At 61.7% G+C, this 16,648-nt stretch carries 13 protein-coding genes; 9 read left to right on the top strand and 4 right to left on the bottom strand.

From position 1 onward, the window contains the following. Positions 1 to 35 precede the first annotated feature (35 nt). The 4 genes from IEV40_RS09975 to uvrA all read right to left on the bottom strand — a co-directional run bounded on the left by IEV40_RS09975 (position 36) and on the right by uvrA (position 8,356). Entirely contained in the window at positions 36 to 941 is a 906-nt protein-coding gene (locus IEV40_RS09975) for a transporter (protein WP_188421248.1), read from the bottom strand. A gap of 471 nt (positions 942 to 1,412) precedes the next feature. Then, positions 1,413 to 4,877, bottom strand: coding sequence for an autotransporter outer membrane beta-barrel domain-containing protein (locus IEV40_RS09970; RefSeq protein ID WP_188421246.1), 3,465 nt, complete (start codon positions 4,875 to 4,877; stop codon positions 1,413 to 1,415). Between the two features lie 348 nt (positions 4,878 to 5,225). Beyond that, positions 5,226 to 5,504: an acylphosphatase gene (locus tag IEV40_RS09965; RefSeq protein ID WP_188421244.1), complete on the bottom strand. Its 279-nt coding sequence runs from the start codon at positions 5,502 to 5,504 to the stop codon at positions 5,226 to 5,228. Positions 5,505 to 5,506: 2 nt separating this feature from the next. Then, positions 5,507 to 8,356: an excinuclease ABC subunit UvrA gene (gene uvrA / locus IEV40_RS09960; protein ID WP_188421242.1), complete on the bottom strand. Its 2,850-nt coding sequence runs from the start codon at positions 8,354 to 8,356 to the stop codon at positions 5,507 to 5,509. A 187-nt stretch (positions 8,357 to 8,543) separates the two neighbouring features. Here uvrA and IEV40_RS09955 point away from each other — a divergent pair, with 187 nt between their 5' ends. The 9 genes from IEV40_RS09955 to fdxA all read left to right on the top strand — a co-directional run bounded on the left by IEV40_RS09955 (position 8,544) and on the right by fdxA (position 16,600). Then, positions 8,544 to 9,737 (top strand): MFS transporter, encoded by a 1,194-nt coding sequence (locus tag IEV40_RS09955; RefSeq protein WP_188422337.1) that lies wholly within the window; start codon positions 8,544 to 8,546, stop codon positions 9,735 to 9,737. 37 nt (positions 9,738 to 9,774) lie between these two features. Further along, positions 9,775 to 10,254, top strand: coding sequence for a single-stranded DNA-binding protein (ssb, locus tag IEV40_RS09950; protein ID WP_188421240.1), 480 nt, complete (start codon positions 9,775 to 9,777; stop codon positions 10,252 to 10,254). Positions 10,255 to 10,400: 146 nt separating this feature from the next. Further along, positions 10,401 to 11,513 (top strand): NADH:flavin oxidoreductase/NADH oxidase, encoded by a 1,113-nt coding sequence (locus IEV40_RS09945; RefSeq protein ID WP_188421238.1) that lies wholly within the window; start codon positions 10,401 to 10,403, stop codon positions 11,511 to 11,513. Next, positions 11,500 to 11,988 carry a DUF1810 domain-containing protein gene (locus IEV40_RS09940; protein ID WP_308632394.1) on the top strand — a complete coding sequence of 163 codons (489 nt, stop codon included), beginning with the start codon at positions 11,500 to 11,502 and terminating at the stop codon, positions 11,986 to 11,988. Before IEV40_RS09945 ends, IEV40_RS09940 begins: the two co-directional genes overlap by 14 nt. Positions 11,989 to 12,198: 210 nt before the next feature. After that, on the top strand, positions 12,199 to 12,927 hold the full coding sequence (locus IEV40_RS09935; RefSeq protein WP_188421236.1) for a GntR family transcriptional regulator: 729 nt from the start codon (positions 12,199 to 12,201) through the stop codon (positions 12,925 to 12,927). A 410-nt stretch (positions 12,928 to 13,337) separates the two neighbouring features. Next, positions 13,338 to 15,065 (top strand): fumarate reductase/succinate dehydrogenase flavoprotein subunit, encoded by a 1,728-nt coding sequence (locus IEV40_RS09930; protein WP_188421234.1) that lies wholly within the window; start codon positions 13,338 to 13,340, stop codon positions 15,063 to 15,065. 15 nt (positions 15,066 to 15,080) lie between these two features. Further along, positions 15,081 to 15,314 carry a 4Fe-4S dicluster domain-containing protein gene (locus tag IEV40_RS09925; RefSeq protein ID WP_188421232.1) on the top strand — a complete coding sequence of 78 codons (234 nt, stop codon included), beginning with the start codon at positions 15,081 to 15,083 and terminating at the stop codon, positions 15,312 to 15,314. A gap of 9 nt (positions 15,315 to 15,323) precedes the next feature. Further along, positions 15,324 to 16,274 carry a HEAT repeat domain-containing protein gene (locus IEV40_RS09920; RefSeq protein WP_188421230.1) on the top strand — a complete coding sequence of 317 codons (951 nt, stop codon included), beginning with the start codon at positions 15,324 to 15,326 and terminating at the stop codon, positions 16,272 to 16,274. Further along, positions 16,271 to 16,600 carry a ferredoxin FdxA gene (gene fdxA / locus IEV40_RS09915; protein ID WP_188421228.1) on the top strand — a complete coding sequence of 110 codons (330 nt, stop codon included), beginning with the start codon at positions 16,271 to 16,273 and terminating at the stop codon, positions 16,598 to 16,600. The genes IEV40_RS09920 and fdxA overlap by 4 nt, the downstream gene beginning before the upstream one ends. Positions 16,601 to 16,648: the final 48 nt, after the last annotated feature.

The raw sequence follows: 16,648 nt of genomic DNA, 5'->3' as shown, positions 1-16,648 counted from the left end.
CAAGAACATCGGTCTGAGCGGGAACGGGAAGAAGTCTAAAAGAGCCAGTGCACCGCCAGCACCCAGTCGGAGGTGATGCGCACTGAATTCTGCACCGACGTATCGCGCGAGTAGCGCAAGCTGGCCGCGACATCGGGAGCAAGCATGGTGTTGAGGCTGAACAGCACGCGCTGCTGGTCGGGCTCGTTGTTCTGGCGCACGCCATCGATGATCTGATCGCCGCCGCGATTGCTCTGGAAGCCGACGCTGGCCGACCATGCTCCATAAAACCGCCAGCGCAGATAGCCGGTCAGCGCATAAGCGTTTTCCTGTTTCATGTAGGTGCCGACATAATCGTCGTTGTCGCCATGCCAGCTGAACTCGGGTGTCAGTTCCATGCTGACGGTCCGCGACAGCGGTTCTATCCATGTGAGCTGGAAGGTCAGGCGATTGCGGTTGTCGCCGGGGCTCAGCACCTGGTCGCGTTCGTACCTGCCCGTATTCGGCTGCCAGACGCCGGTCAGTGCGACGTAGCGTCCGCGTTCGGGATCGTTGACCGGCCACACCGAATACTTGAGCCGCAGATCCGACAGGCCGCTGCTTTCATCACCGAACCAGACCGGCAGCGTGCCTGCCGTCTTGTGGAAATCGATATAAGGCAGCGTGATCGACCACGCCGACGTCAGGCCGCCGATCTGTCCATAGCGCGTATAGGCGGCAACGCTGGCGCGTGCCTTCGCTCTCGCACCGCCGACACGTTCGCCATTGAAATAGTAGCCTTCGAAGTCGCGTTCGTATTGATAGAAACTCAGCACTTGCGTGCCGGACGGCAGGGCGACGAGTTCGCCCGGATAGACCTCGCTGCCGGCGGCGTGCGCGGGCGATGCGGCATACAGCGGCGCGAGCATGCAGAACATGCGCGCGCAATGAGCAACGATGGTGCGCAGGCGTCGGGCCTGCATGCCGGAAGATGGGGGCGTTGCAGAGTCCACCGTTAAGGGAAAGTAGGCATCAGCGTGTGCAGCCGGATGTTTCTTCAGCCCGTTCCGATTCGTGCGGCAGCTTGTCCGTGCATGCCATCGCCGGCGGATGCGGTTCGTGGGCTGGAAGGGAAACGGCGGCGACGAGAGTTCCTTCTGCAAGTGCGATTCGTCTGGCGATGCGTCTGGCATTTCTTCGGCCCGGTATGCGATGCGGGCATCGCAGTGCTGTGATCAACCGCGCGAGTTTGCCGAAACGGGAAGGTTTTGTCCATGAGCAACATGCGGGGCAGAACGATTGCATGTTGCGGAAGGTGTCCGGTCAAATGCACAGCCGCTTCAGAGCAGTGCCGTGCATGCCGGGCTGTGCGTTATCGAAGTGATAACCGGACGGATGTTCGGACGGATTTTTTGCGAAACCGGTCCGGGAGTGAAGACTTGGGCGCGTTATCTTCAGAACGCCCAGCTGGCTTTGACGGAAGCGGTCTGGTTGACGTAATCGCTGCGGCCTTCGGCGTCGTAGCGCAGCGTGATCTGCATGTCGCGACGGGTCTGCATCGTGTAGCCGAAACCGCCGAAGATCGTCCACGGCGAATGATCGATACCTGTGGTGGTGAAGGTCTGTCCCGGCGCGCCGGCGTAGGCGGAGACGATGCCGGCGCGGTCGTTGATGAGATCGTAGCCGGCACCGAGATTGGCGGACAGCCACGCGCGTTCGCCGACTGCGTGGCGGATTCTGCCTTCGGTGCTCAGCACGAAGGCCTCGGTCGTATTCGCATCCACATCCAGGTTCAGCGCATCGGCGCCGGATTCGCGATAGCTGCTGTCGCGCAGCCAGGTGTAATCGGCACGGATTGCCGGCGTGAAGATCGTGCGTTCGCCGCTTGCGATGTCCTTCGACAGTTCCGCGCCGATATGCGCGCTGTAGCTGACATAGCTGGAAGTGGCGGTGCGCGTGAAGCCGCCGAAATCGATGGGGCGCGTACCGTCGGTGCCGTGGCGTCCGATGTCCGCCTGCCACGCCAGTTGCAGATCGCCGGCCAGCGCACGGCTGCCGTACACCGCCAGCATGTGCGAATCCACCTGCGCGCGTTGCCGCATGCCGGAGAGCGTGGTGTTGCCGTCGACATCGCTGTTCGCATACGCATAGGCCACGCCGATGCGGGTGTCGCGATCCAGTTCGCCGTCGACGCCGAAAGCCATGCCCCAAGAGTCGGCGGAAAAGCCGGAGGTGCCGTCGCGGTCGTCCTGGTCGGCGCGCGAGCCGAATGCTTTCGCCCATGCCTGCCGGTTGGCGAAGCCGTCGCCGCCGGCGAGGCCGGATGCGGTGCCGCCGGAAGACGGTTGGTGGTTCTGCACCACGCCATTGAACGACGACAGCATGCCTAGCGTGCCTTGCTGCACGCCGCCCGCCAGCAGCGGCAGCGTTTGCGCCGCGGCGCGGCTGACGTCCTGTTGCGTTGGCAACTGGCCCAGCGCGGTCACGACGTCGGCCATGCCCGTCGCGCCGCTCAGCAGCACGCGATCGAGCACGCGTGCCGCGCCGAAGGCGGAATTAACACGGTTGGCGGCGACCGCGTCATAGACGCCGCCGGTCGCCGACAGGATGAGCAGATCGACGGCATTGCCGTTGCGCGTCGCAAGGAAATTGAACAGGCTGGAATTGTCGGTCACGTCGAATGTGGAGGCATTCAGCGTGCCGGCGGAAATGACGTCGGCGAGCCGCTGCCCCAGCCCCAGCGTATTGACGCCGGCGACATCGACGGTAATCGCCGCATTGGCGGCAAAGGTTGCGGTGCCGCTCACGGCCAGCTTGCCGTAATCGGTACTGCTGCGGGCGCCGATGCCCAGCGCCTGGCTGGCACCTTGGGTATAGCTATCGAACTGCAGCGTGCCGGCAGATATGGTGGTGTTGCCCGTGTAGGTATTGCCGCCGGCAATGCTCAGCGTGCCGCTGCCTTGCTTGGTCAGGCCGCCGCTGCCGTTGATGGCGCCGGAGAAGGTCGTGCTGGCGTTGTTGCTGCCGACGGCCAGCATGGCCGCGCCGAGCGCGACATCGCCGCTGCCGGCCAGCGAGCCGAGCGTCTGGTCGAAGCCGTTCAGGTCGAGCGTCGCGCCGCCGGCGACGTTTGTCGCGCTGCCATTGCCCAGTACATTGACTGCGCCAGCCCGTACGGTGCCGCTGCCGATGTCGGTATTGCCCGTATAGGTGTTGGTGCCGGAAAGCGTCAACGTGCCGTTGCCTTGCTTGGCCAGGCCGCCGCTGCCGTCGATGGTGCCGGCGAAGGTGGTGCTGGCGTTGTTGCTGCCGACGGCCAGCGTGGCCGAACCGAGGGTGACATTGCCGCTGCCGGCCAGTGAGCCGAGCGTCTGGTTGAAGCCGTTCAGGTCGAGCGTCGCGCCGCTGGCGACGTTTGTTGCGCTGCCATTGCCCAGTACATTGACTGCGCCAGCCCGTACGGTGCCGCTGCCGATGTCGGTATCACCCGTATAGCTGTTGGCACCGGAAAGCGTCAACGTGCCTGCGCCTTGTTTGGTTAAGTCGCCGCTGCCGCTGATGACGCCGCTGTAAGTCACCGCGTCGCTGCGATTGAAGACCAGCGTCGCATCGTTGGCGATGTCGCCGTTGATCGCGCCGGACGTGCCGCCGTTGCCGATCTGGAGTGTGCCGCCGGTGATGCTCCAAGAAGTGGTCGTGCTGCCGGTTACCACCCAGGTGCTGCTTCCCGTTTTCGAGAAATTGTTGAAGCCCTGGTATTGGGAGCCGATCTGTGAAAGATCGAAGTCGTCATTTGTGCTGCCGCCCAGCGTCAGCGTATCGCCACCGTTGGTGCTGCCGCTGCTGCTGACGACGTTGCCCTGAAACGAGTAGCCGCTGCGCAATTCCAGCGTGTTACCACCGCCGGAGAGCGTCATGGCATTGGCGCGGACACCAGTGGCAGACAAGCCGCCGCGGATGCTGCCGCTGTTGACGACGATATTGTTGCCGCCGCTGACGACCAGGCCGACACCGCCGGCGCCGCCGTTTCCTGCCCCAGCGCTGCAGAAGTTGGTACATGCGCCGCCGCTGCCGCCGTCGCCGCCTTTGATGTCGCCGGTAATGGTATTGGTCAGTTGAATCCGGCTGCCGGACAACTCCATGCCGTTGCCGCCATTGCCGGCATTGCCGCCCCGTCCATTGCCGCCGCCATTGCGGCCGCCATTGCCACCATCGCCGCCGTCGACATAGGTATTGTTCGTGATGGAGGTTGTGCCGGGCGCCGTGGAAACGAATTGCAGGCCGCTACCGCCGCCGCCGCCGCTGCCGCCGCCGCTGCCGTTGTATCCAGAGGTACCGACGCCGCCCGAGCCACTGCTGTTGCCGCCGGCGCCGGCAGTCGTGTTGTAGCCGCCGCCGCCGCTGTCGCCACCGGCACCGCCGGCACTGCCTGTCAGGGCAGCATCGATTGTCAACGATGTGCCGGTGGTGCTTGTTTCCACGTACAGCGCTGAACCGCCGCCGCCACCGCCGCCGCCGCCATAACTGCCAAAGCCGCCGCCGCCGCCCGTGCCGCCGGTAATGGTGGCGTTGCTGTCCAGATTGCCGCTGGCATTCGACAATACGACGCCGAAACCGCCGGCACCGCCGCCGGCACCCCAGCCGTCGCCAACGATGGCTGTGCCGCCATTGACACCGCTGATCGGCGATCCACTCAAGGCGGTACCGCCATTGCCGCCGCCATTGCCGCTGTCAGCGTTGCTGCCTGCAGTCGGACCGGAAACGCCGGCATTGCCGCCGATGCCGCCGGCGTCCACGCCGTTGCCGGGCGATCCGGAAGCACCGCCACCGCCGTACGCAATGCCGAGTGTTTGCGCATGCGATGGCATGCCGGCCGCCATCAGCAGGCAGGCCACGGCCGTCAGACTGCGTAGCGGCATTGAATCGGCGAATGCGATGCGGGAGATCGATGACGTCGATGAAGGGAATGCATCCCGGGAAGGTTTGAAACTGTCGCTGTTGTCCATGATCCGCCGGTGGTCCTGCTATTGAATTGCCGAACTATATCGATGCAGGAGAGGGCTTGTCTGTCCTCTAAACAGATGACAAGCACAGGTGTTTGTGCCGGCCGGCATGAGGGTTGTGTCGTACTTCTGTAGTCTGATTGACAAGCCAGGGATGCATGTTTGCCGTGGCGTGCGACGTGGTGCGTTTTCGATGGCCAATAAAAAAGCGAGCCGAATGACTCGCTTTTGTGTGTCGTGTCTGCCGCTGTGATGCAGGTGAATTTATTCAGTAGGGCGGATGTAGAAAGATTCCATGGCGATCTGTGCATCCTTCGTCTCGACGATGTCGATATGATCGACGCGCGCCATCGCCGGTCCGCGATGCGCCCACGTGATCAACTGCTGCAGCAAGGCATCGTCGCCGCGCACCATCGCTTCGACCGAACCGTCGCGCCGATTGCGCACCCAGCCCGATACGCCGAGTGCGCGTGCCTGCGCATCGAAGCCGGCGCGATAGCCGACGCCTTGCACGATGCCATGGATGCGCAGGTGCTTCGCCATGATTACTTCTTCAGTAGCGGCGCCAGATACTTGCCGGTGAAGCTGGCCGGATTCTGCGCCACGTCTTCCGGCGTGCCTGCCGCGATGATCTGGCCGCCGCCGGCGCCGCCTTCAGGGCCGAGATCGACGATCCAGTCGGCCGTCTTGATGACGTCGAGATTGTGCTCGATGATGACCACCGTGTTGCCCTGGTCGCGCAGGCGGTGGATCACCTTCAGCAGCAGATCGATGTCATGGAAGTGCAGGCCGGTGGTCGGTTCGTCCAGGATGTACAGCGTGCGGCCGGTGTCGCGCTTCGACAGTTCCAGCGACAGCTTGACGCGCTGCGCTTCGCCGCCGGACAGCGTGGTCGCGCTCTGGCCGAGACGGATGTAGCCGAGGCCGACGTCGAGCAGCGTCTGCAGCTTGCGTGCGATGGCCGGCACCGGTTTGAAGAACTCGTGCGCTTCTTCCACCGTCATGCCCAGCACTTCGGTGATGCTCTTGCCCTTGTAATGGATTTCCAGCGTTTCGCGGTTGTAGCGGTTGCCGTGGCAAACGTCGCACGGCACGTAGACGTCCGGCAGGAAGTGCATCTCGACCTTGATCACGCCGTCGCCCTGACAGGCTTCGCAGCGTCCGCCCTTGACGTTGAACGAGAAGCGTCCGGCCGAATAGCCGCGCTCCTTCGCCTGTGGCACGGTGGCGAACAGTTCGCGGATCGGTGTGAACAGGCCGGTATAGGTTGCAGGGTTCGAGCGCGGCGTGCGGCCGATCGGCGCCTGATCGACCGAGATCACCTTGTCGAAATGCTCGAGGCCGGAAATCGATTCGTGCGCTGCCGGTTCCGCTTGCGAACCATACAGGTGGCGCGATGCAGCCAGGTACAGTGTGTCGTTGACCAGCGTCGATTTGCCGGAGCCGGAGACGCCGGTCACGCAGGTCAGCAAACCGACCGGCAGTTCCAGCGTCACGTTCTTCAGGTTGTTGCCGGAAGCGCCGGTGATGACGAACTGCTTCTTCGGATTCGGCGCGGTGCGTTTCTTCGGCACGTGGATCGCCAGCGTGCCGTTCAGGTATTGCGCGGTCAGCGACTTCTTGTTCTTCAGGATGTCCTTCAGCGGTCCTTCGGCGATCACTTCGCCGCCGTGCACGCCGGCGCCGATGCCCATGTCGACCACGTAGTCGGCGCAGCGGATCGCGTCTTCATCGTGTTCGACCACCAGCACGCTGTTGCCGATGTCACGCAAGTGTTGCAGCGTGGCAATCAGGCGGTCGTTGTCGCGCTGATGCAAACCGATCGACGGTTCGTCCAGCACGTACATCACGCCGGTCAGGCCGGAGCCGATCTGCGAGGCAAGACGGATACGCTGCGCTTCGCCGCCGGACAAGGTGTCGGCGCTGCGTTCGAGGGAAAGATAGTCGAGACCGACGTTGTTCAGGAAGGTCAGGCGCGAGACGATTTCCTTGATGATGCGATCGGCAATCTCTTTTTTCGCACCGGTCAGCTTCAGCTTCTGGAAGAAATCCAGCGTCTCGCGCAACGGCGTGGCGGCGATCTCGTAGATCGCGCGCTGCTGGCGGCCGCTGCCGACCTTCACATGGCGTGCTTCCACGCGCAGGCGCGCACCGTTGCAGCTCGGGCATTCCTTTTCGTTGATGAACTTCGCCAGCTCTTCCTTGACGGCGATCGAATCGGTTTCGCGGTAGCGACGCTGCAGGTTCGGCACGATGCCTTCGAACTCGTGCTCGCGGATGACGGTACGGCCTTTTTCATTCACGTACTGGAACGGAATCTTCTGCTTGCCGGAGCCGAACAGGATGACCTGTTGCGCTTTTTCCGGCAGCTTCTCGAACGGTACGTCGAGGTCGAACTCGTAGAAGTCGGCGAGGTTCGACAGCATCTGGAAATAGAACTGGTTGCGCCTGTCCCAGCCCTTGACCGCGCCGCTGGCTAGAGAAAGATTCGGAAACGCGACGATGCGCTTCGGATCGAAGAATTCGATATGGCCGAGGCCGTCGCATTCCGGGCAGGCACCCATCGGGTTGTTGAACGAGAACAGGCGCGGCTCCAGCTCCTGCAGCGAATAGCCGCAAACCGGACAGGCGAACTTGTTCGAATACAGATGCTCGACGCCGGTGTCCATCTCGACCGCGAGCGCGCGGCCTTCTGCCAAACGCAATGCGGTCTCGAAACTTTCGGCGAGGCGCTGCTTCATGTCGGCCTTGACCTTGATGCGGTCGATGACGACGTCGATCGTGTGCTTCTCCGCCTTCTTCAGTTTCGGCAGCGCATCGACGTCGTAGACGTGCGGATTGCCGGTGCCGCTCTGCACGCGGAAACGCACGAAGCCCTGCGCCTGCATCTGTTCGAACAGATCCAGATGTTCGCCCTTGCGATTCGCTACCACGGGCGCGAGGATCATCAGCTTGGTGTCTTCCGGCATCGCCAGCACGGCATCGACCATTTGCGACACCGATTGCGCCGCCAGCGGATTCTGCGGATGGTCGGGGCAGTAAGGCGTGCCGACGCGTGCGTACAGCAGGCGCAGGTAATCGTGGATTTCGGTGACAGTGCCGACGGTCGAGCGTGGGTTGTGCGAGGTTGCCTTCTGCTCGATCGAGATTGCCGGCGACAGGCCTTCGATCAGGTCGACGTCGGGTTTCTCCATCAGTTGCAAAAACTGGCGCGCATAGGCCGACAGCGATTCGACGTAACGGCGCTGGCCTTCGGCGTACAGCGTGTCGAATGCCAGCGACGACTTGCCGGAGCCGGACAGTCCGGTGATGACGATCAGCTTGTTGCGCGGGAGGTCGAGATTGATGTTCTTCAGGTTGTGCGTGCGCGCACCCCGGATGCGAATTTCTTCCATTCACTCTTTCAGTCAAGGATGGTTCGGTCGCCGGGCGTCCTTTTTGGAGACGTGAGGCGAGAGTCAACCTGCTACTATAACGGGTTTTGAAGCAGGCCGTAAAAGCGCTTTTGCGCGGCGGTATCATCCCTTCAACCCTTGCCAGTCCTACATGTCATCGAACCATTCCCTCGATGCCGACCACGGCATGACACGCACCGAAATCCGCGCCAGCACGTCGCTGGCCGGCATCTTCGCGCTGCGCATGCTGGGACTGTTCCTGATCCTTCCCGTCTTTGCGGTGCACGCACATTCCATGCCGGGCGGTGGCAGCGCCACGCTGGTCGGGCTGGCGATGGGCATCTACGGGCTGACGCAATCGTTCGGGCAGATTCCGCTGGGTATCGCTTCCGATCGTTACGGCCGCAAGCGCGTGATCGTCATCGGACTGATCCTGTTCGCGCTCGGCTCCTTCGTCGCGGCGGCGGCGACCGACATCTACTGGATCATCGCCGGGCGAGCATTGCAGGGCGCCGGCGCGATTTCCGCCGCGATCACGGCGCTGGTGGCCGATTCCACGCGCGACGAACACCGAACGAAAGCCATGGCGATGATCGGCGGCTCCATCGGGCTGACATTTGCTGCGTCGCTGGTGCTGTCGCCGCTGTTGTACCGCGCGATCGGCATGGGCGGCATCTTCGCGCTGACCGGCGTGTTGTCGCTGCTGGCGATCGTCGTCGTCATCTATGTCGTGCCGGCGGCACCGCCGTTGCCGGCCGAGCGCACGCCGATCCGTGCCGTTCTGGCAAATCGCGAACTGATGCGGCTGAACTATGGCGTGTTCGCCCTGCATGCAACGCAGATGGCGATGTTTGTCGTGATGCCGGCAGCGCTGATCCGTCTCGGCCATCTGCCGCTGACGGAGCACTGGAAGGTCTATCTGCCGGTGGTCGCGCTGTCCTTCCTGCTGATGCTGCCGCCGATTTTCGTCAGCGAAAAACACGGCAAGTCCAAGCAGGTCTTCGTCGGCGCGATCGCCTTGCTGCTGCTGGTACAGATCGGCATGGGTGTGCTGCTGTCGGGCGTGCATGCAAGCTGGCCGTGGCTGCTGGCGCTGCTGCTCGCATTCTTCCTTGCATTCAATATTCTTGAAGCCAGCCAGCCGTCGCTGGTATCGCGCATCGCGCCGCCATCGGCCAAGGGGGCGGCGCTTGGCGTCTACAACACGCTGCAGGCGCTCGGCCTGTTCTGCGGCGGTGCGCTTGGCGGCCTGCTGGCTCAGCATGCGGGACCGAATGCGGTCTTCGTGCTGGGCGGCGTGCTGACGACCGCGTGGCTTATAATTGCCGCCAATATGAAAAACCTGCCGCGCCGCAGCCGGATCGAAGCTGCCGCCGTGTAATTGCACAAACAAACCATCGGGAAACTCGGAGAAAACAATGGCATCAGTCAACAAAGTCATCATCGTCGGCAACCTCGGCCGCGATCCCGAAACGCGCTACATGCCGAACGGCGAAGCCGTCACCAACATTGCCGTTGCAACGACCGAAAGCTGGAAGGACAAGAATTCCGGCGACAAGAAGGAAGTGACCGAGTGGCACCGCATCACTTTCTACCGCCGTCTGGCGGAAGTGGCCGGCCAGTATCTGAAGAAAGGTTCGTCGGTCTATGTCGAAGGCCGCCTGCAGACGCGCAAGTGGACCGACAAGGATGGCGTCGAGCGTTACACGACCGAGATCATCGCCGACACGATGCAGATGCTGGGCGGTCGTCCGGGCGCCGGCGGTGGCAGCGCTTCGATGGACGACGACTACGGCAGCGGTGCGCCGGCTCCGCGCCAGAGCGCGCCGGCGGCGCGTCCGGCAGCCAAGCCGGCGGCATCGAACTTTAGCGACATGGACGACGACATTCCGTTCTGATCGTTCAAAGCGTTTGAAACGAATGGCCTGGATACATTGTGTTCAGGCCATTTTTGCATTCAAGGGCGCATCCGATTGCTTAAGCGGCATGTGCCGGAATGGTTTAAGGTCGTGACAACGTTGTCGGATCCGATGGGAGAGTAGAAATGAGTCAGCCTGTTTTGTTTACCCCGCTTCAAGTCGGAAAGCTCGATCTGTCGAATCGCATCGTCATCGCGCCGATGTGCCAGTACTCGGCGACCGATGGATGCATGAACGACTGGCATCTGATTCATCTCGGCCATCTGGCCTTGTCGGGCGCCGCATTGCTGACGATCGAGGCAAGCGCGGTGTTGCCGGAGGGGCGCATCACATGGGCGGACGTCGGGCTGTATGACGATCGGACGGAAGCGGCGATGCAGCGCGTGCTGGATGGGGTTCGCGCGCATTCCGCGATGCCGATCGCCATCCAGTTGAGCCATGCAGGACGCAAGGCATCGACGGAAGTCCCGTGGAAAAAGGCGAAACAGTTCGCGCCGGATGAAGCGCAAGGATGGCAGACCGTTGCGCCATCCGCAGTGCCTTTCGCGGAAGGGCAGGCCGCGCCGACGGCACTGGACAGACAGGGCTTGCAAAATGTGCGCGACGCTTTTGCCGCTTCCGCGAAACGCGCGGCGCGACTGGGTATCGATGCGGTCCAGATTCATGCGGCTCACGGTTATCTGCTGCACGAATTCCTTTCACCGCTTTCCAACCGGCGGCAGGACGAATATGGCGGTTCGCTGGAAAATCGCATGCGTTTCCCACTGGAGGTGTTCGATGCTGTTCGGCAGGCGTTTCCGGCCGATCGCCCTGTGACCGTGCGTGTTTCCGGAACGGACTGGATGGAAGGCGGTTGGGATATCGCGCAGACGATCGCGTTTGCGCAAGCACTGGAGGCGAAGGGCTGCGATGCGATCCACGTCTCCAGCGGCGGCTTGCATCCTGCCCAGAAGATTCCGGTGGCGCCCGGCTATCAGGTGCCGCTGGCGCGGGCCGTGAAAGCCGCGGTGAAGATGCCGGTGGTCGCCGTCGGATTGATTACCGGTTTCGAGCAGGCCGAATCCATCGTCGCGAACGGCGATGCCGACATGGTGGCCCTGGCGCGCACGATTCTCTATGACCCGCGCTGGCCCTGGCATGCCGCGGCGGCGCTTGGTGCAACCATACGCGTGCCCAGTCAGTACCTGCGTTCGCAGCCGCATCAGTTCAAGAATCTTTTTGAAAGTGACAGCGAATGATGTTCGTGATCGTCAATCCGATCGGCGACCTGTCTCTGTTGGCGTCATGAATGCGGATCGTTTCAATCTGCAACGATTTGTGGATGCACAGAACGATGTGTATGAGGAGGTATTGGTTGAACTGGCGCATGGCAGGAAAACGACGCACTGGATGTGGTTCGTTTTTCCTCAGCTGCGTGCGCTCGGGCGAAGCGTCACCGCGCATTACTACGGCATCGCTTCTGCGGAAGAGGCCGTCACCTATCTTCGCCATCCGCTTCTTGGCGCAAGGCTGCGCCAGTGCGTCGACCTGCTGCTGACGTTGAACATGTCCAACCCGCATGGCATCTTCGGTTCGCCGGACGATCTGAAGTTGCGCTCCTGTCTTACGCTGTTTGACGCAGTCGCTCCCGATGAGTCGCGGTTCAAGGAGGCCCTGGACAGGTTTTATCCGGACGGCCCCGACGGCGAGACACTTGGTTTGTTGACGGAGTGAGTCGAGCGGGGCGCTGCTGATGTGCATGCGATTGCGGCATTGTCCCCGCAACGATGCTCCGGGATAATCGAAGGGCGATCAGGCGTGTGCCGGAACGATGCAAGTAAAGACGGCGTAGTGCCGGCTTGCCGCAACGGGAAACCGGCATCCTATAATGAGTGCCGCTCATGATGAGCATTCATCCGTTCGCCTTCAGATACGATCGATTTCATGCCACTTGCACCTTCTTCCTCGCTTCCTCTCTACATCCAGATTCGGGAAGCGCTGCGCGCGAAGATCCTTGACGGCACCTATGCCGCACACGAGCGCCTGCCATCCGAACGGGAAATGATCGATGCGTTCGGTGTCAGCCGCATCACGGTACGCCAGGCGATGAACGATCTTCAGAAGGAGGGGCTGCTGTTCAAGGTGCATGGCAAAGGTACTTTTGTGGCAGCGCCCAGCGTGTCGCAGGAGCTGATGCACCTGCAGGGATTCGGCGAGGCGATGCGCCAGCAGGGGCACGAAACGCACTCCGACGTGTTCGGCCTGTCGACAGTGAAGGCCGGCAGCCTGATTTGCAGCAAGCTGGGTATTGCGGACGGATCGGATGTGACGGAAATCCGGCGCGTGCGTTATCTGAATCGCGATCCGGTTTCCATCGATTATTCGTGGGTGCGACATGAAGTCGGCACGAAACTGAACGAGAAAAACCTGCGCGAGAAAGACTTGTTTTCCCTGCTCGAAAACGCGCTGCGTCAGCCGCTGCATTCGGCCGATCTCGAAATCGAGGCGACGTCGGCCAGTGCCGATGTGGCGGAACGTTTGCGGGTGGCGAACGGCTCTCCGATCCTGTGCATCGAACGCCTGACCTATGCATCGGAAAACAATCCGCTGGTATTCGAGTATCTGTATTACCCGGCAGAACGATTCAGGTACAAGATGAAAATCATGCGTTGACGATGCATGTTTGCATGACAGCGATCGCGATATGCGTGGGCTGCATATGCAAGTGCAAAATGCTTCGTTCTGTTTTTCCTTCCGCGCCGTTACGCTTTCACGCATGGAAAGTATCGGGCGCACCAGTCGGGTTGGTGATGCTGTCGTTGAATCGGCAATCGCATTCACCAAATTGAACCGACACTCACCAATGACGGTCAGCCGTCGCCTCTTTTCGCACCGTTCGCGAACAATCTTTTGTTGCTGAAGCCGATTCAGGCAGTGAAATCGATTGGCACACGTTTTGCATAACTGGTTATGACGAGTTATGACGAGATGTGTTTAGCTGATTTGTTGCGACATGCCCGTTTCGTCGAACCAATGCTGTTTCACTTCGGCAAGAAAGGCCGTAACACTCTGGAAAGGCAGACATGAAGACCATCGAACTGGAATACGACATTGTGATCGTCGGCGGCGGAACAGGCGGGCCGATGGCAGCTGTCAAGGCGAAGGAAAAGAATCCGAAATTACGCGTGCTGGTGCTGGAAAAAGCCAACGTCAAGCGTAGCGGCGCGATCTCGATGGGAATGGACGGCCTGAACAATGCCGTCATTCCCGGCCACGCGACGCCGGAACAATACACGAAGGAAATCACCGTCGCCAACGATGGCATCGTCGATCAGAAGGCGGTCTATGCCTATGCGGCGAACAGCTTCGACATGATCCAGGAACTGGATCGCTGGGGCGTGAAGTTCGAGAAGGACGAGACCGGTGATTATGCGGTGCGCAAGGTGCATCACCTCGGCAGCTACGTGTTACCGATGCCGGAAGGGCACCACATGAAGAAGGTGCTGTATCGGCAACTGAAACGCCAGCGTGTCGATATCACGAACCGCGTGGTCGCCACGCGCCTGATTACCGGCACCAACGGCGAGATCGCCGGCGTCATGGGCTTCGACTGCCGTACTGCGGATTTCTACGTGATCAAGGCGAAGTCGGTCGTGTTGTGCACGGGCGCCGCCGGCCGTCTCGGCCTGCCGGCTTCCGGTTACCTGTTCGGCACCTACGAGAATCCGACCAATTCCGGCGACGGCCATGCGATGGCATATCACGCCGGTGCGGAGCTGACCAACCTCGAATGTTTCCAGATCAATCCGCTGATCAAGGATTACAACGGCCCTGCCTGTGCCTATGTGACGGGACCGTTCGGAGGCTTCACGGCCAATTCGCAGGGATCGCGTTTTATCGAGTGCGATTACTGGAGCGGCCAGATGATGCTGGAGTTCTACAACGAACTCGAAGGCGGTCGCGGTCCTGTCTTCCTGAAGCTTGACCATCTGGCGGAAGAAACGATCGCCGAGATCGAGCACATCCTGCACACGAACGAGCGGCCGAGTCGCGGACGTTTTCACGAAAAGCGCGGCAACGACTATCGCTACAAGGCGGTCGAGATGCACATTTCGGAAATCGGCTTCTGCAGCGGTCACAGTGCGTCCGGCATCTGGACCAATGAAAAGGGCGAGTGCTCGATTCCCGGTCTGTATGCAGCCGGCGACTGCGCCAGCATTCCGCACAACTACATGCTGGGTGCGTTCGTCTACGGCAAGTTCTGCGGCGAGAACGCAGCCGACTATGTGTCCGGCAAGGGCGATCCGGTGATCAACACCGACATGATCGAAGCCGAACGTAAGCGCATCGCCGCACCGCTGTCGCGCAGCGAAGGGCTGACGCCGTTCCAGGTCGAATACAAGACGCGCCGCATCGTCAACGATTACCTGCAGCCGCCGAAGATCACCCGCAAGATGGAAATCGCGCTGGAACGCTTCGGTGAAATCAGCGACGACCTGCATGACATCAGTGCGGAGAATCCGCACGAACTGATGCGCGCGATGGAAGCCAGCACGATCCGCGACTGCGCCGAACTGGCGGCGCGTGCCTCGATGTTCCGCGAGGAAAGCCGCTGGGGTCTCTATCACCTGCGCGTCGATCATCCGGAAAAGAACGATGCCGACTGGTTCTGCCACACCAACGTCGGCAAGGGCACGGACGGCAGGATGCGTTTCCGCAAACGCGAGATCGAACCGTACATCGTCGAGCTGAACGACGAGGAAAAAGCGGCCTATCAACGCCTGCGTGTCGCCGGCGGCAGCCAACACTAAACGAGGGAAACCATCATGACCATTGCAACCACCCGTACCCAGGCCCCGGTCGTCGTCGATCAATCGAAATGCATCGCCGAGAAGGGCTGCACCGTCTGTGTCGATGTTTGTCCGCTCGACGTGCTGGCCATCGACATGGTGTCCAACAAGGCATTCATGAAGTTCGACGAATGTTGGTATTGCATGCCCTGCGAGCAGGACTGCCCGACCGGCGCCGTGCACGTGAACATCCCGTATCTGGTGCGTTGAGGAGGCAGCATGCTTGCGAACACTATTCACGACAGATTGCAGAGCGACGATCCCGGTGTGCGTCGCATCGCGGTGCTCGACCTGCCGTATTCCGAGGAGGAAGACGACATCGTGCCGCTGCTGGTGACGGCGATGGCCGACCCGGACGCCGGCGTCCGGCTGGAGGCGGCGAAGGCGATCGAAGGCTATGAAGAGCCGGAAGCGCTGGCGGCGCTGGTGCCGTTGCTGAAGGACTCGGATGCCGAAGTGCGGCAGGCGGCGGCGATCACGCTGGCCGAGCTGAAGGAGCCGGCCTCGGCTGTGCACTTGCTGCCGTATCTGTCGGACGGCAGTCCGCAGGTCAAGGCCGATGCACTGCGCGCGGTACGCGCATTGCGGGTGGATGAAGCCTTCTCGCCGGCGATGGTGGCGCTGGAAGACCGCAATCCGCAGGTGCGGCGCGAAGCGGTCGGCGTGCTCGGCTACCTGAAGAAGCCGGAAGCGATTGGCGCCTTGACCAATGCTGCTGCCAACGATCCGGATCAGGAAGTGCGGCGCGTCGCCATCGGTGCGCTCGGCTATTCGTCGGCGATCAGCATCCAGCCGACGCTGAGTCGCGTGCTGGCCGATGCGGCATGGCAGGTGCGCGAGGAAGCCGCGGCGACGATGGGCAAGCTCGGCCTGGCACTTGGCGCGCCGGATCTGATCCAGGCGATGGAAGACGAATTCTGGCAGGTACGCGTGAAGGCCGCGCGCAGTCTCGGCAAGCTGAAGGCGAAGGCGGCGGTGCCGGCCTTGTGCGAGGCGCTGCAGCATCCGATCAGCAATCTGCGCAAGGAGTCCGTGATTGCACTGGGCGAGATCGGTGACGTGCGCGCGATCCCGTTCCTCGAAGCGGCGCAACACGATGCCGATTCAGACGTGCGCAAGCTGTCGAAGCTCGCCATCACCAGCATTCACATGCAGGGAGGCGCGTCATGACACACGTGGTCGGAGAGTCGTGCATCGGCTGCAAGTACACGGACTGCGTCGCGGTCTGCCCGGTTGAATGTTTCCATGAAGGGCCGAACTTCCTGGTGATCGATCCGGAAGTCTGCATCGACTGTGGCGTGTGCGTCGCCGAATGTCCGGTCGAGGCCGTGTATGACGAAAAGATGCTGCCGGCGGAACAGGGCGAATACGTGGAACTGAATGCACGGCTGGCGAAGCAGTGGCCGCTGATCGTGCAATCGACGGAACCGTTGCCGGAAGCGGATACCTGGGCGGAGAAACAGGACAAGCGGGAGCACTTGATGGAGATGAGTTAGGCGAAGTTGTAACGGTATGAATTTTCTCTAGGCGAACACTGAAGGGGG

Source organism: Oxalicibacterium solurbis, from assembly GCF_014635845.1.
Lineage (GTDB): Bacteria > Pseudomonadota > Gammaproteobacteria > Burkholderiales > Burkholderiaceae_D > Oxalicibacterium > Oxalicibacterium solurbis.
The sequence above is the reverse complement of the archived record's forward strand: the minus strand, read 5'-3'. Positions and strand labels throughout refer to the sequence as shown.